Raw genomic sequence first — 15,097 nt, forward strand, 5'->3', positions numbered from 1 at the left:
CGCTACATCGCTGCCGCGTCGCCGCCGCTGCTGCACCGATAGTCGACGTTGCTGCCGCCGCGTCGCCGTCACTCGGCTTCCGCTTCCGGGGCGCGGCCGTACCCCATCTCCTCGATGCACGACCGCATCTCGTCCTCCTCGGCGTGCTTGTGGAGCCGCGTCGGCGTGTCGCAGTAGAACACGTCGCCGTCGTGCCGCAGCGTCAGGTCGCGCTCGTCGCCGAACAGTTCCGCGGTGACGACGACTCGGCGCCCCTCGCGCAGCGTGTCGAGAATCTCCTCGGTCGTCAGCTCTCCGGCGTCGACGCGGAGTGGGTCCATGCATACCGCTCGGGGTCGGCGGCTAATGGATTTGTCGCGCCGCCCCAGAATCGCCGGCGGTCAGGAGTCGGTAGCGGTCGGCAGGGGGCAGTCGTAATCGGTCGTCAGCGGTCGGCCGTCGCCGTCAGTTCGTCGTGGATTTCGAGCCGCCTTCGCTGGCCTGCTCGACGCTCTCGACGGGCGGCTCCGCGCCCTCCGCGGCCTCGGCGCCCGCCAGTTCCTTGTCGGTGTCGACGTGCCACCGGTCGACTTCGCTCTCGTACTCGGCGAGCCGGTCGGACACCGCCTGCTTCAGGTCGTCGTCGTTGACGTTCACCTCGAAGACGAACTCCTCGTCGGCGCCGCCGCGGTTCGTCTGCTGGATGTTCGCCGACACCAGTTCGTTGTCGAAGTAGTACGGCGCGAGCTGCGTCATCACGTTCCGGTAGACGGTGTCCTCCACCTTCCGGACGGCCTTCCGGCCGGCGGAGTCGGCGGCGCGGGCGACGTGGTCGATGGAGTCTTTCCACGACGACAGCGCGCCCTCGCTGTCGCCCTCCTCGACTTTCTCGTACGCGCCGGAGAGCTTTTCCCCGGCGGTCTGGAGGTCCTCCTCCGGCGTCTTCCCCTCCTTCTCGCCGGCGCCCTCGCCGACGCTGGCCTGCTCGGCCGTCTTCTCGGAGACGTCGCTGCGGAGATGCTCGTGCACCTTCGGCCGCCACTCGTTCCACGCCTCGAAGGCGTCGGGGTACTCCTCGCTGGCGTCGGCGTCCCGGAGCGCGCGAGTGATGCGTTCGCCGTGTTCGACGACGTCGCCCCACTCGCCGCGCTGTTTGAACCCGGAGATGCTCTCCTCCATTGCGGTTGGCGACCCGCTACGTGGCGGAACCGTATAAACGTCTCTCCGCCGTCGTGCGGTCGTCTGACGCGTGAACGGTTCCCACGGACGCGGTGGGGTTGCCGCCGGATTCGGTCGTCGCCCACGGCGGCTTACAGCGTCTCCTTGTACGCTTCGAGCGTCTCCTCGACGTCCTCGTCGGTGTGGGCGTACGAGACGAACTGGGACTCGAACTGGTTCGCGGTGAGCCAGACGCCGCGGTCTTTCATCTCCTGCCAGAACACGCGCTCCCAGCGGTCGGTCGCCGCCGCGGCGACGTCGGCGGCGTTCTTCGGGCAGAGGTCGTACCGCGGACACGACTCGCGCTGCCGGCAGCCGGCCTGACAGTGCCCCTCGAACGTCTCGGGCGCCTCGCGCGTGAAGACGGTCTTGAACATCGAGTCGGTGCCGACGACCGTGTACTCCGGGGCGCGGTCCTCGCAGATGTCCTGGATGCCGGCGCGGAGCTTCTCGCCGAGCCGGTTCACGTGGTCGTACACGTCGTTTTCGGCGGCGTAGCTGAGGTACTCGTAGCCGGCCGCCATCGTCACCGGGTGGCCGGAGAACGTCCCGGACTGGAAGACGTCGCCGGCGGGCGTGAACTGCTCGACGATTTCGGCGCGGCCGCCGACCGCGCCGACCGGGAAGCCGCCGCCGATGATCTTCCCGAACGTCGTCAGGTCCGGCGTGACGCCGAACTTCCCCTGCGCGCACTGCAGGCCGCCGACGCGGAAGCCGGTGATGACCTCGTCGAACACGAGCAGCGCGCCGTGGTCGTCACACAGCGACCGCAGCGTGTCGTGGTAGCCGTCGACCGGGTGGACGATACCGGTGTTCCCGAGAATCGGCTCGGTGAGCACCGCCGCGATGTCGTCGCCGTGCTCCGCGAACACCTCGGTCACCGCCGCCTCGTCGTTGAACGGCACCGCGATGGTGTGCTCGGCGAACGACTCCGGGACGCCCGGCGTCGACGGCTGCGTCTCCGTCGGGTCGTCGCCCGCCTCGACCAGCGTCGACTCCTGCGCGCCGTGGTAGCCGCCCTGCATCACGACGATCTTGTCGCGGCCCGTGTAGCCGCGCGCCAGCCGCACCGCCGACACCGTCGCTTCGGTGCCGGAGTTCACGAACCGCAGCATCTCTACGGACGGCACGTGCCGCTCGACGAACTCCGCCAGCTCCACCTCGATTTCGGTCGGCGCGCCGTACATCGGCCCCTGGCTGCTGTGCTGCTGAATCGCCGCCTGCACCGGCTCCGGCGCGTCGTGGCCGTACAGCAGCGGCCCGTACCCCATCACGTAGTCCACGTAGCGGTTCCCGTCCGCGTCGACGACGTGCGCGCCGTCGCCGCGCTCGACGAAGAACGGGTACGGCCGCGTCGCCCGCACGGAGGAGTTGACGCCGCCGGCCAGCACCGAAAGCGCCCGGTCGTACAGCTCCCGCGAACGCTGATGATTCATGGGCGACGCTACGACCGGACCGCTGAAAGTAGTTTCCGGCTCACGTCGCGTCGCGCGCGGGCTCGACGGGCCGGACTTCGCTGCAGTACAGCGACCGCGCCTGCCCGTCGTCGTCGGTCGGCGGGGACGCCGGCCGCACGACGTAGCCGTCCTGCAGCCGCGAGAGTTTCACCGGCGCCCGGTCCACGGTCGGCGGGTTCTCCGGCGCCTCGTCCCAGTCGTCGGAGCAGTCGTCACACCACTGCATGTCTGCGCCGACGGCTGGCACACAGGAGTAGGCCGCAGAATCGGCGGACTGCGTCGGAGTCCGTCGGGCGTCGCTGCCGCGTCCGCCGGCGGAGACCGGCGGTCCGTCGGGACGGGCGTGTCGACGGCGCGCGCCGCCGACAGCCGGTCCAGTGGTCCAACCTAGACGCGTCGCCGGGTCGGCGACTGCGGCGGCCACGGGGCGTGGCGGATACATCCACGTGGCGGCGCCGGCCGCCCGGATGAGCACCAGCGGAGGCGGCCGAACGCGCCCCGAGGCCGCGTCCGCGTCGGCGACGCGACGGGCGTCGAGGTCGGAGGGCGATGGTCGTGAAGCGGTACGTGCTTGCTGCGGAGCGATACTGCGTCGAGCGCGCGGCCGAGGGAGGCCGCGGACCGAATCGGGACAAGACCGCGGACCGACCCGAGACGAGCCGGCGGGCCGAGCCGGGACGAGTCAGCGAGCCGATTCGAACCGGAGTCGGTGCCTACACCGCGTCGGGCCCGGTCTCTTCGGTCCGAATCTGGTAGGCCTCGTCGACGGGGAGGACGAACACCTTCCCGTCGCCCTTCTCGCCGGTCCGCGCGGCGTCGCTGATGGCCTCGGCGACGTCGGACGCGGGGACGTCGGCGACGACGCACTCCACTTTCACCTTCTGGTGGAGGTCGACGGTGTACTCCTCGCCGCGCCACTGGCCCTTCTTCGCGGGCTGGCTGCCGCGGCCGGAGACGTTCGTCACCGTGAGCGACGGCGCGCCGATTTCGGCGAGCCCCTTCTTCACGTCTGAGAGTTTGTCGGGCCGAATGTACGCCATCACCATCTTGATGTCGCGGCTCTCGGGTTCGCCGCCGTCGGTGCGGATTTCGCGACCGCCGTCAGTACGGATTTCGCGGCCGCCGTCGGTGCGAATCTCCTCGCCGCCGTCGGTCCGCACGTCGGTGCCGCCGTCAGTGCGGGCCTGGGCGCCGCCGTCGGCGACCGCGGGCTCGTCGGTTCCGCTCGTGAACTCGGGGTACGCGGAGAGGCCGTGCTCGCTCTGGTCGAGACCGGCTTCCTCGTCCTCGTGGCTGACGCGGAGGCCGATGACTGCGTCGATGGCTTTCATCGTGATGTAGGTGGTGACGACTGTCCAGGCGACGATAACGGCTGCGCCGACGACCTGAATCGCGAGCTGCGGGACGGAGAAACCGGCGACGTCGAAGAACGGGATGAGGATGGTCCCGATGATGCCGGCGGAGCCGTGGACCGCGAAGACGCCGCAGACGTCGTCGATCTTCAGCGAGTCGACGACCCAGCGGTAGACGATGGGCGTCTGCGCGCCGCCGATGAGACCGATGACGATGGCACCGGTCCAGGTGACGTGCGCGCAGGCGCCGGTGATGGCGACCAGGCCTGCGAGCAGGCCGTTCGCGGCGAACAGCGGGTCGGTGTCGCCGGTCCGCATCGAGGTCACGATGGTGGACGCGATCGCGCCGGTCCCCATCGCGAGCGTCGTGTTCAGGGCGACGCGGCCGAGCGCCGCGCCCTGGAAGGCGCCGTCGGCCGTGAGCACGGTCGCCTGCGTTCCGACGTTGAACGCGTACCAGCCGAACGCGAGGATGAGCGTCCCGATGACCGCGAACAGGACGCTGTGGCCCGGAATCGCGTTCGCGGAGCCGTCCTCGGAGAAGCGGCCTTCGCGCGGCCCGAGGACGTACGCCGCCGTGAGGCCGGCGACGCCGCCGAGCGCGTGGACGACCGTCGCGCCGGCGAAGTCCTTGTAGCCCGCGCCGATTGCCTGGCCGAGGTAGCCGGCCGACGAGAGCAGGCCGTTGCCGCCCCACGCGAACCCCTGAATCACGGGGTAGATGACGGCGGTCATGACGACCGCGAGGACGACGTACGCCTCGAACTTGATGCGGCCCGCGACGGCGCCGGAGACGATGGTCGCCGCCGTCATCGCGAAGACGGCGCCGAACAGCCAGCCGATCCACGCCGTCGGGTCGTTGACGTAGGCGAACGCCGAGGCGACGCTGAACGGGTCACCGTCGGTCGTCAGGTAGCCGGCGAGGCTCGCGATGCCCGCGCCGAGCAGGAAGTAGACGACGACGCCGAGCGACCAGTCCATCAGGTTCTTCATGACGACGTTCCCGGCGTTCTTCGCCCGGACCTGCCCGGCTTCCAGCAGCGCGAACCCCGGCTGCATGAAGAAGATGAGGAACGACACCATGAGCACCCAGACGGCGTTCACGCTGTTCGCGATCGCCGTCACGTCCGTCTGCAGGAGGAACGGTTCCATCACTCGACCCCTCCGATTGGTACACACTTGTTCACCGATTCCGTTGTATCCGTTTGGTCTGCGCACATCTGCACGCCGAGTAGGCTGAAACGGAAGGGCATAAAGGTTGGAGTTGAAAAATAACAAATTGCGGCTGGAAAATCGGCCAAACTGCCAATCTATTGCGGAATCAGATGTGTATAAGGACGTATTACCGCGAACTGGTTGGCAAACGTTGCAAAGAAACTCGACGCTCGTAATGTAAACAATCTGTCTATTCGGGTACTATCCGGCCGATTTCCCTCGCGCGCGCCACACCGACACACGTGTGAGACACTCACGCTCGCAAAAACTGCCGGCCGCGTCGGGGTGCCGCGCATCGTCGGTCGCCCGTCGGTCTGTCGGCCCGTCGCGCGTCGCCGCCGCCGCCGGCGGTCGCCGCCTCGGCTCGCTACTCGCGGAGCACGACGAGGTAGGTCAGCGCGGCGATGACGACGGTCGCGACCGCGAGGTTCCTCGGCGTGAACGACGCGACCCCGACGTAGTCCGCTGCGAACAGCGCGACGGCGCCGAACACCGCCGACAGAACCAGGTCGATACCGATGAGCACGCGGATGTCGCCGTCTGAAGCCATCGTCCGTGCCGTGTCGCGCGCGGACTTCAACCCTCCGCCGACCACCGCCGGACGACTGCCCCGGGCGACTGACCCAAGACGGCTGCCCGGGTCAGAGCGCGACGGCGTCGTCCTCCAGCGTCGGGAACCGCTCGGCGGCGTCCGACCAGTCCGCCTCCAGTTCCTCGTCGGTCAGGAGGCAGTCGTCGAGCGCCGCGCGGAGCGCCGCCTCGTCGACGTCGCGGCCGATGACGACGAACTCGGTGCGGCGGTCGCCCCACTCGTCGTGCCACTCCACGTCCGGGTGCATCCGGCGCTGCATCTCCCGGCGCGACTCCGACATCGCCGCCATCCACTCGCCGGACGGCTCCACACGGACCGACGGCCCGGCCTGCTCGACGTGCAGCGCGACGTCGTTCCGCCCCGCGACCCACACCCGGCCCTTCGACCGCAGCACCGACGACGGCAGGTCGTCCAGCAGCGACGCGAACCGCTCGGGGTGCAGCGGCCGCCGCGCGCGGAACACGAACGAACCCACGCCGTACTCCGCCTCCGGGCCGTGTTCGTGCCCGTCGTGGCTGTCGTCGCCGTGTTCGTCGTCGTGACCGTCACCGTCGCCGTGGCCGTGCTGGTCTGCGTGTTCGGCGGCGCGCTGCCACGCCGCGGTTTCGCTGACCGTGTCGTGGTCGAACAGCCCGGTGCCGAGCAGGTCGGCCGGGTCGACCGCGCCGTGCGTCGTCTCGACGATTCGGGCCTCCGGGTTCAGCCGCCGGAGCAGCTCCACGGTCTCCGCGAGCGCGTCGTCGTCGACGCGGTCGGTCTTGTTGCACAGCAGGACGTTCGCGCACTCAACCTGCGCGACCAGGAGCTCCGACAGCGGCCGCGTCTCGCCGGCGTCCCGCTCGACCTGCCCCGGCCGGCGACGCCGAATCTCCTCGGTCTCCACGACGTCGTCGTCCGCCAGCGTCTCCCGGAACGTCTCGGCGTTGACGACGGTGGCGAGCGTGTCGAGGTCGTACGGCGCCGAGGCCGCGCCGGTGGTGAACTGCTGAGCGACCGGCGCCGGCTCCGAGATACCGGACGACTCCACGACGAGCGTGTCGAAGTCGCGTTCGCGCGCCAGCCGACTCACCGCGACCTCCAGGTCGTCCCGGAGGTCACAGCAGATACAGCCGTTCGACAGCTCCGCGACGCCGTCGCTGCCCGCCTGCACCCGTTCGGCGTCGACGTTCACCTCGCCCATGTCGTTGACGAGGACGGCGATGCGGCGGTCGCCCGGATTCGACAGCAGGTGGTTCAGCGTCGTCGTCTTCCCGGCGCCGAGCGCCCCGCTGAGGACGGTGACGGGAATCCCACGGCTCATAGTGGTCTGGTACCGCCACGCACACTTAGCCTCCTCGCCTCCTCGCCTCGTCGCTTCCGCCGCCCCTCGCCTCGTCGCTTCCGCCGCCCCGGTCGCTTCCGGCTGCTGCGCTTCCCGCGGCAGCGCGACCGCCCCGACACGCTTTTGGGTTCTTCATGGTAGTTGTGGGCATGAACCTCACTGACCGAATCGCCGCGTTCCGCGAGACGGTCGAGGAGTGGCTCCGCGGCCTCTATCACGGCATGATCTCCCACCCGGCGTACGAACTCATCGAGAAGGAGGCCGAAGACCAGGAGGACGCGTTCCTGCTGGCGTGCTTCCCGGACGCGTTCGGCATCCCGAGTCCGGTGTCGTACTACACCGCCGAACTGCTGCCGTACCTCGGCGAGGAGTTCGAGCAGTGGGAGCGCCGGATGTGGGACCGCGGCTCGGTGCTCGAACGCAAGGGCCAGCAGTACCACTTCTGATGGACCCGTTCGTCTTCTTCGGCGGCAAGGGCGGCGTCGGCAAAACCACCGTGTCATCGGCGTACGCGCACAGGTGCGCACGCGAGGGCGTCGACACGCTGCTCGTCTCGACCGACCCGGCCCACAGCACCGCCGACGTGTTCGACCAGTCGTTCTCGGACGACCCGACGCCGGTCGACGGCTACGACGCCCTCGAGGTCATGGAGATCGACCCGGAGGAGGCCGTCGACGAGCACCTGCTCGGCATCAAGCGCCAGCTCGGCGACCAGGTCAGCCCCGCCATCGTCAACGAGATCGACCGGCAAATCGAGCTGGCCCACCAGACGCCGGGCGCCCACGAGGCGGCGCTGTTCGACCGCTTCATCGACGTGATGCGCGACGCCGACCACGACCGCGTCGTCTTCGACACGTCGCCGACCGGCGGGACGCTCCGGCTGCTGTCGCTGCCGGAGTACCTCGGCGGCTGGATCGACCGGCTGCTCGAGAAGCGCGAGTCCAGCGTCGACCTGTACGAGAAGGCCGCCATCGGGAACCGCGAGCCGCGCCGCACCGCCCTCGGCGACCCCATCATCGCGCGGCTCCGCGACCGCAAGGAGAACTTCGAGTTCGCCGGCGAGACACTCCGGGAGGACGCGTCGTTCTACCTCGTCGCGAACCCGGACGAACTCTCCGTGCGGGAGACGCGCCGCGCCGTCGACAGCCTCGCCGACCGCGACCTCTCGGTGGCTGGGCTCGTCGTGAACCGACTGACTCCGGAGCCCGACCCGGACGAGAACGGCCGCGGCGCCCGGTTCCTCCGCGACCGCGTCGAGACCGAACGCGAACGGCTGGCCGAACTCGAATCCTCGTTCGACCCGCCGGTCGTCGCGACCATCGAGACCCGCGTCTCGGAGGTGAAAGGCGACCTGCTCGACGAGGTCGCCGCCGAACTAGACGTCCCGGTCGACGCTCCCGCCTGAACGCCGCGGGGTCGCGCGACTGACGGCTCACCGCCCACGCCGCCGGCGACGATTCTGCGGTCGCGTCGGCGCCGATTCCGCGTTCGCGTCGGCGTTGACTCAGCACCAAACCTCCTTCTCGGCGCCGCTGCGGTGTGAATTCGTGAGCGATACAGAGGTATCAGTACACGAACGTAACACTTAATGACTATATATCCTTGGGGGACGGTGGACCATGGTACAAATTGCCGTGCTCGTCATCGCCTCGCTCATCACGTTCACCGCGGGGTACGTCGCGTACTCCCGCTACCTGAGCCAGTTCGTCGAACTGGACGAGGAGGCGGAGACGCCGGCACACAAGTACGAAGACGGCCAGGAGTACGTACCGGCGAAGAAGTCGGTACTGCTGGGGCATCACTATTCGAGCATCGCGGGCGGCGCGCCCATCGTCGGCCCGATCACGGCGGGGGCGGCGTTCGGCTGGCTCCCCGCCATCGCGTGGATCGCCATCGGGAACCCACTGATGGGCGCCGTCCACGACTTCATGTCGCTGTCCGCCAGCGTCCGACACGAAGGGAAGTCCATCGGCTACATCGTCGGCGAGTACGTCGGGGAGCGCGGGAAGGACATGCTGCTGTGGTTCGCCTTCCTCACCATCATCCTCGTCATCGCCGTGTTCGCGCTGGTGGTCGGCGTCGTCTTCGACGCCTACCCGTCGTCGGCGACCGCGAGCATGATCTACATCACGCTCGCGCTGCTGTTCGGCGTCTACCTCTACCAGCTCGACCTGCCGTTCCTGCCGGGCGCCGTCGCGTTCGTCGCGCTGGTGTTCGGCGGCGTCTGGGTCGGCCTGCAGTTCCCCATCGCGCTCGTCGACACCGGGTCGCACGCCGCCGACACCGTCTACCTGCTCGGCGACGCCGCCGCGTGGAACTGGCTGCCGCTGTCGGAGGCGCAGAACCCGAACGTCGCCGCGTGGGTGCCGGTCATCCTCGTGTACGGCTTCGTCGCCAGCGTCCTCCCGGTGTGGGTGCTGCTGCAGCCGCGCGACTTCCTGACGTCCAGCCTGCTGTACGTCGGCGTCGGCGGGATGCTGCTCGGCGTCCTCGTCGCGACGGTCATGGGGCTGTTCGGCGGCGGCTTCTCCGTCGCCTTCTCCGGGACGACCTACACCAGCCTGCAGACGAATCTGCCGGCGTTCCTCGGGTTCAACAGCGCGCTCGGGCCGCTGTTCCCGTTCCTGTTCGTCACCATCGCCTGCGGCACCATCAGCGGCTTCCACTCGCTGGTGTCGTCCGGGACGACGGCGAAACAGCTCGACCGGGAGACCGACGCCCGCGACATCGGCTACGGCGCGATGCTCGGCGAGGGGCTGCTCGCGACCACCGCGGTCGCCGCGCTCGCCATCATCGGCACCACGAACTTCGGCTCCGGGCTCGCCGGCGCGCTCGCCAACTTCCCGGCGGGCGGCGCCGTCATGCTCGGCGCCGGCTTCGGCATCCCGACGGCCGCCGGCGCCGCGTTCATCGGGCTCGTGTTCGTCAGCTTCCTGCTGACCTCGACCGACACCGCGGTCCGGCTCGGCCGCTACATGTTCGAGGAGATCATCGGCACCCCGGAGACCAGCGTCGAGCAGGCGACGACGAACCGCTACGTCAACGCCGGCATCCTGCAGTGCATCCCGGCGTACCTGCTCGTCGCCTCCGGCCAGTGGGCGAGCCTCTGGCCGCTGTTCGGCAGCGCGAACCAGACGCTCGCGGCGCTCGCGCTGCTGGCGGCGACGCTGTGGCTCGCGAACTGGGACGACAGCAAGCAGCTGCTCAGCACCGGCGTCCCGCTCGTGTTGATGCTGGCGGTGACGCTCACCGCGCTGCTGTGGATCGGGCTGTACCGCGCCCCGACGTCGCTGCTCGCGGCGGACGGGCTCGTCAACCAGATATCGTTCGTCGTCCAGATCATCATCTCGCTCACCCTGGTCTACCTCGCCGCCTCGCTCGCGAAAATCGGCTACGACAACATCAAGAAGGCGCGCGGCTCGCTCCCCGAAGGCGCGATGCCGAGCGACGACTGACTCGCGGGCGAACGCCGCCCTCGAACCGCGGTTCTTTTCGCAGCAATCCCCGGCAGCGACTCGGCTCCAACGCGGGACGAGCGCCGGCCGCTACCGGCGGAGCAGCCGCGAGAGCCGGCCGAGAATCCTGCCTCCTTTCGCGTCGTCCTCGTCGTCCGCCCACGGCGCGAACGCGCGCCAGACGTCGGCGGAGTCGCTGGCGACGTGCGCCTCCTCGTCGGGGGCGACGACGACCAGGTTCACCTCGTAGTGGCCGTAGTAGCCGTACTTGATGAGGGTCCGGTCGCGGAAGCCGGCGACGCGCGACCGGACGTCGTCGGTGAGTTCGGGGACGACGAACACGAACGTGAAGTCGGTGCGCTGGTGCTCCTCGTCCGGGTCGAGCCAGTCGTCCGCGAGGTCGTGGCCGAACGCGACCGCGTCGTCGAGGTCGGCGACGGTGAGCCGGTCGGCGCGCCGGGCGAACACGTGCTCTTCGACGGAGTGGTTCGCGTAGTTGATGGAGGGGTGGATGAACTGCTTGTGGTTCTCCATGCGGAGCTGGCCGTACAGCGCGTAGCGCTCGCCGTCGACCCGACGGTCCCGTTCGAGGTCGTAGTTGAACCGCAGCGTGTCGGCGACCCGGTCGAAGTACTCGTCGTCCCAGGCGGGCGCGTCCGGCGCCGGCTGGTCGTCGTCGACAGCCGCGTCGACAGCGTCGTCAGCGTCCCCTGGGTTCGCGGCGTCGTCCGCCGGGCCGCCGTGGCTCATCCGTCCGCCTCGGCGTCGCCGTCCGCGTCGTCCGGCTCGTACGGGTGGACGTCGTCGACGGACGGCGCGCCGACCACGACGACGCGCGTCGCGACGCCGTCCTCCGGGACGTGCGCGTACTGCGGACTCGCCGGTTCGACGACGAACGCCTCGTCGGCGCCGACGACGTACTCGCCCTCCGGCGTGTCGACGTGGAGTTCGCCCTCGACGACGTAGAACACCTCCTCCTGGTCGTCGTGGTAGTGGTACGCGAGCGGGATTGCCTCGCCGGGGGCGACGTCGTACCGGTGGACGGCGACGTGTTCGAGGCCGGCGACGTCGCTGACGGACCGCTGTTCGGACGGCCGGTCGGGCGTCGGTTCGAGTTCGTCGACGTCGACGTGATGGTAGCTCATACCACCCGATTGTCGCGGGCGGCTAAAACTGCCACGACAACCGTTACAGTTCTCCGGTGCACACGGACGCCCATGGGAGGAACTGACACCGAGGCCTGCGGCCGCTGCGCGATGAGTTCGACCGCCGGCCTGGTCGACGGCGACGCCGACCCGTTCGACGGCGACCGCATCGAACTCTCCGACCGCGAGGCGCGCGCCGCGTCGCCGGCGGCGTGGCTCGGCGGGGTCGTCTCGCGGCTCGACGGCTGGGTCGAGTCGCTCACCTACGACCGCTGACCCACGGACCGCTAACACGAATCAGCGCCGGAAAACCAGGTCGTACCGGGCCGAGGCGGCTGGTCTGACCGTCCGACCCGCCCATCCGCAGCGTCGCCCGCCGCGAGTCGCTACGACTCTTCGTCCTGCCGGAGCCGTTCGACGACCGCCTCCGCGAGCGACGCGAACGTCGCCTCCGCGGGCACGACGTCGACGTCGACGCCGGCGTCCTCGGCGGTCTCCCGCGTCGGATGGCCGATACAGCCGACGACGGCGTCGGCCAGTCCGTCCCGGGCGGCGTCGCGGACGCCGCGCTCCTCGGCGGCGTCGAGGAAGTGCGTCACCGTCAGCGACGACGTGAAGCAGGCGCCGTCCAGGTCGCCGGCGGCGGCGCGTTCGGCCGAGTCGCCGCTGCCGTCCGGCCGCACCAGCCGGTATAGCACTGTCTCGTGGACGTCCGCGTCGGCGTCGCGGAGCCCGTCGAGCAGCACCGGGCTGCCGTGGTCCGACCGCGCCACCTCGACGGAGACACCCGCCGCGCCGTCGCTGAACGCGCGGACCAGCCCGGTCGACGAGTACTCGTCGGGCACCAGGTCGACGGTCCAGCCGGCGTCGCGCGCCGCGTCGGCCGTCGACGGGCCGATGGCGGCGACGGCCGTCTCCGACGGCTCCCAGCCGCTCTCGGCGGCGAGTTCGACGCCCGTCTTCGACGTGAACACGGTCCAGTCCGCCGGCGCCGGCGTCGCGCCGGTCGGCTCGACGGCGAGCATCGGGTCCGGGACCGGCTCGGCGCCGAGCGAGTCGAGCAGTTCGACGGCCGAACTGAGCCGGTCGTCGTCGGGGCGGAACACCGCGACCGTCGGCGTCGCGGCGTCGTCGCCGCCGTCCGCCGCCGAATCTGCGGCGCCCGATTCGGTCCGCCCCGTGGTTTCGACGTCGGTTGCGTCGCCGCCGTCGACGTCGACGTCGGCGTCGCGGTCGGCGTCGCTGGCGCCGGTCATTCCGCATCACCAGCCGAGTCGCGCTCGCCGTCGGCGTCACCGGGCGCGTCGGGCGTTGCGACGGCAGTCGCCGCGGCGTCGCCGCGGCCACGCAGGAACTCGACGACGCGCTCGCGGGTCGCGGCGACGTCGCCGATGACGGTGACTGCGGGCGGTTCGATGCCGGTCTCGTCGCGCACCGACACGATGCTGTCGAGGGTGCCGACGGCGACCCGCATGTCCGGCCACGTGCCGCGTTCGACCAGCGCCACCGGGGTTTCCGGCGGCATGCCGGCGTCGCGGAGCACCGCGGTGTAGTCGGGGAGCCGGCCGACGCCCATCAGGACGACGATGGTGCCGCCGGTGTCCGCCAGCGCCGGCCAGTCGACGGCGGACTCGTCTTTCGTCGGGTCCTCGTGGCCCGTGACGAACGAGACGGAGGAGGCGTGCTCGCGGTGGGTCACCGGGATGCCGGCGACGCCGGGCGCGGCCACCGCCGACGTGACGCCCGGGACGACCTCGAACGGGACGCCGTGGTCCGCGAGGTGTTCGGCCTCCTCGCCGCCGCGGCCGAACACGAACGGGTCGCCGCCCTTCAGCCGGACCACGGTCTCGCCGTCGCGGGCGAGTTCGACCAGCCGGTCGTTCGTGTACTCCTGGCTGGTGCGGTCGCCGCCGGCGCGCTTCCCGACGTCCTCGCGGCGCTCCGCCGGGACGGTGGAGAGGATTTCGGGGCCCGGGAGCTTGTCGTGCAGCACGACGTCGGCTTCGTCGAGCAGGCGCCGCGCCTTCACCGTCAGCAGCTCCGGGTCGCCCGGCCCGGAGCCGACGAGGTAGACGGTGCCGACCCCGTCGTTCGTCGCCTCCGTCTCCTCGTCCGACTCCGCGTCCGCGTCGGCGTCCGCGGAAGCGTCGGCGTCAGCGTCGTCGCTCACACCGCCGTCACTCATCGGCCCCTCCGGCGTCCGCTTCCCGTTTCGCCTCCGCGGTCCCGTCGTCGGCGTCGCGTTTCGCCTCGGCGATGAGTTCGGCGGCGCCGCGGTCGGCGAGTTCCGCGGCGAAGTCGGCGGCGGCGCTGGCGTGCTGCTGCACCGGAAGGTCGCGGGACGCCGACACTTCGTCCTCGCCGTCGGCCGACAGCACCCGGACGCGGACCTGGACGTGTTCGCCCTGCAGCAGCGCGTGGACGCCGATGGGCGCGACGCAGCCGCCGCCGAGCTCCGCGAGGACGGTGCGTTCGACCGTCGTGCAGACCCGGGTGCGCGGGTGGTCGATCGCGTCCCGGACCGCCTCGACGACGTCGCTGTCGGCGGCGGTGACGGCGATCGCGCCCTGACCGGGCGCCGGGACGAACTCGCCGCGTTCGAGCCGCTCGACCTCGTACTCGTCGCGGTGGAGCAGGTCCGACCGCCGGAGGCCGGCCTCCGCGAGCACGATGGCGTCGAGTTCGTGCTCCGGTTCGTACTCCATCGCGCCGCGCTGGAACTCCGAGAGGTCCTCGAACCACTCCTCGACGGTGCGTTCGTACGCCGCGTCGTCGTCGTCTCCGTCGTCGTCCCGGCTGGCGTCCGGGTCGCCCTTCCGGTCGCGGTCGGCGTCGACGCGCGCCTCGTGTTCGCGCTGGAGGCTCGGCGCGATGAGCTTCTGGAGCCGCGTGTCGACGTTGCCGCGGAGCGGCACCACGTCGAGGTCCGGCCGCGCCGACAGCAACTGGGCTTTCCGCCGGAGCGACGACGTCCCGACGGTGGCGCCCATCGGCAGGTCGTCGACGCCGCCGCCGTCCGGCGTCACCAGCACGTCGCCCGACGGCGCGCGCTCGGGGACGCCGGCGACCGTCAGCCCGGCCGGCATCTCCGTCGGCATGTCCTTCATCGAGTGGACGGCGGCGTCGGCGTCGCCGTCGAGGACGCGCTCGTCGAGCGCGCGGACGAACGCCCCGGTCTTCCCGAGCCGCGTGATGAGTTCGTCTGTGAGGCGGTCGCCGCGCGTCTCGACCTCCAGCAGTTCGACGTGGCGGCGCCGGCGTTCGAGCGCCTCCTGTACGCTCACGGCCTGCCGGCGCGCCAGCGCTGACCCCCGCGTGGCGAGCCGCAGCGTCCAGTCTGTCATACCGTTCGATGCGTCGCCG

General features: G+C 70.5%; 16 protein-coding genes. 4 read left to right on the plus strand and 12 right to left on the minus strand.

The window, feature by feature from the left end:
• Positions 1–68 precede the first annotated feature (68 nt).
• The 7 genes from ACQUST_RS06230 to ACQUST_RS06260 form a co-directional block, all read right to left on the minus strand.
• A complete protein-coding gene (locus ACQUST_RS06230) occupies positions 69–320 on the minus strand; it encodes a hypothetical protein (RefSeq protein WP_435126383.1) in 252 nt (83 codons plus the stop codon).
• Between the two features lie 124 nt (positions 321–444).
• Positions 445–1,158 (minus strand): DUF5828 family protein, encoded by a 714-nt coding sequence (locus ACQUST_RS06235; RefSeq protein ID WP_435126386.1) that lies wholly within the window; start codon positions 1,156–1,158, stop codon positions 445–447.
• 131 nt (positions 1,159–1,289) lie between these two features.
• On the minus strand, positions 1,290–2,633 hold the full coding sequence (gene hemL, locus ACQUST_RS06240; RefSeq protein ID WP_435126388.1) for a glutamate-1-semialdehyde 2,1-aminomutase: 1,344 nt from the start codon (positions 2,631–2,633) through the stop codon (positions 1,290–1,292).
• A gap of 40 nt (positions 2,634–2,673) precedes the next feature.
• Entirely contained in the window at positions 2,674–2,880 is a 207-nt protein-coding gene (locus tag ACQUST_RS06245; protein ID WP_435126391.1) for a hypothetical protein, read from the minus strand.
• A gap of 487 nt (positions 2,881–3,367) precedes the next feature.
• Positions 3,368–5,158, minus strand: coding sequence for an ammonium transporter (locus ACQUST_RS06250; protein ID WP_435126394.1), 1,791 nt, complete (start codon positions 5,156–5,158; stop codon positions 3,368–3,370).
• A 430-nt stretch (positions 5,159–5,588) separates the two neighbouring features.
• On the minus strand, positions 5,589–5,771 hold the full coding sequence (locus ACQUST_RS06255) for a hypothetical protein (RefSeq protein WP_435126397.1): 183 nt from the start codon (positions 5,769–5,771) through the stop codon (positions 5,589–5,591).
• A 91-nt stretch (positions 5,772–5,862) separates the two neighbouring features.
• The gene (locus tag ACQUST_RS06260; RefSeq protein ID WP_435126399.1) at positions 5,863–7,113 is read right to left on the minus strand and encodes a CobW family GTP-binding protein; all 1,251 of its coding nucleotides are present in this window, start codon (positions 7,111–7,113) and stop codon (positions 5,863–5,865) included.
• Between the two features lie 170 nt (positions 7,114–7,283).
• Between ACQUST_RS06260 and ACQUST_RS06265 the strand changes: the two genes are divergently transcribed.
• From ACQUST_RS06265 to ACQUST_RS06275, 3 genes are all read left to right on the plus strand, one after another.
• Complete coding sequence (locus ACQUST_RS06265; RefSeq protein ID WP_435126401.1) at positions 7,284–7,580, plus strand: hypothetical protein; 297 nt, start codon at positions 7,284–7,286, stop codon at positions 7,578–7,580.
• Positions 7,580–8,539 carry an ArsA family ATPase gene (locus ACQUST_RS06270; RefSeq protein ID WP_435126404.1) on the plus strand — a complete coding sequence of 320 codons (960 nt, stop codon included), beginning with the start codon at positions 7,580–7,582 and terminating at the stop codon, positions 8,537–8,539. Before ACQUST_RS06265 ends, ACQUST_RS06270 begins: the two co-directional genes overlap by 1 nt.
• Before the next feature lie 214 nt (positions 8,540–8,753).
• Positions 8,754–10,589: a carbon starvation CstA family protein gene (locus ACQUST_RS06275; RefSeq protein WP_435126407.1), complete on the plus strand. Its 1,836-nt coding sequence runs from the start codon at positions 8,754–8,756 to the stop codon at positions 10,587–10,589.
• Positions 10,590–10,679: 90 nt separating this feature from the next.
• On the opposite strand, the gene ACQUST_RS06280 is transcribed toward ACQUST_RS06275, so the two are convergent.
• Positions 10,680–11,339 carry a hypothetical protein gene (locus ACQUST_RS06280; RefSeq protein WP_435126409.1) on the minus strand — a complete coding sequence of 220 codons (660 nt, stop codon included), beginning with the start codon at positions 11,337–11,339 and terminating at the stop codon, positions 10,680–10,682.
• Entirely contained in the window at positions 11,336–11,734 is a 399-nt protein-coding gene (locus ACQUST_RS06285; protein ID WP_435126410.1) for a cupin domain-containing protein, read from the minus strand. Before ACQUST_RS06285 ends, ACQUST_RS06280 begins: the two co-directional genes overlap by 4 nt.
• A 72-nt stretch (positions 11,735–11,806) precedes the next feature.
• Here ACQUST_RS06285 and ACQUST_RS06290 point away from each other — a divergent pair, with 72 nt between their 5' ends.
• Positions 11,807–12,010 carry a hypothetical protein gene (locus ACQUST_RS06290; RefSeq protein ID WP_435126412.1) on the plus strand — a complete coding sequence of 68 codons (204 nt, stop codon included), beginning with the start codon at positions 11,807–11,809 and terminating at the stop codon, positions 12,008–12,010.
• Positions 12,011–12,120: 110 nt separating this feature from the next.
• On the opposite strand, the gene ACQUST_RS06295 is transcribed toward ACQUST_RS06290, so the two are convergent.
• The 3 genes from ACQUST_RS06295 to hemC are packed head-to-tail and all read right to left on the minus strand — an operon-like array spanning position 12,121 to position 15,078.
• A complete protein-coding gene (locus tag ACQUST_RS06295; protein ID WP_435126415.1) occupies positions 12,121–12,990 on the minus strand; it encodes a uroporphyrinogen-III synthase in 870 nt (289 codons plus the stop codon).
• On the minus strand, positions 12,987–13,919 hold the full coding sequence (gene cobA / locus ACQUST_RS06300) for a uroporphyrinogen-III C-methyltransferase (RefSeq protein ID WP_435126417.1): 933 nt from the start codon (positions 13,917–13,919) through the stop codon (positions 12,987–12,989). The genes ACQUST_RS06295 and cobA overlap by 4 nt, the downstream gene beginning before the upstream one ends.
• Positions 13,912–15,078 (minus strand): hydroxymethylbilane synthase, encoded by a 1,167-nt coding sequence (hemC, locus tag ACQUST_RS06305; protein ID WP_435126419.1) that lies wholly within the window; start codon positions 15,076–15,078, stop codon positions 13,912–13,914. Before hemC ends, cobA begins: the two co-directional genes overlap by 8 nt.
• Positions 15,079–15,097: the final 19 nt, after the last annotated feature.

It is taken from the genome of Halobaculum sp. D14 (assembly GCF_051195135.1).
Taxonomy (GTDB): Archaea; Halobacteriota; Halobacteria; order Halobacteriales; family Haloferacaceae; genus JBNTKA01.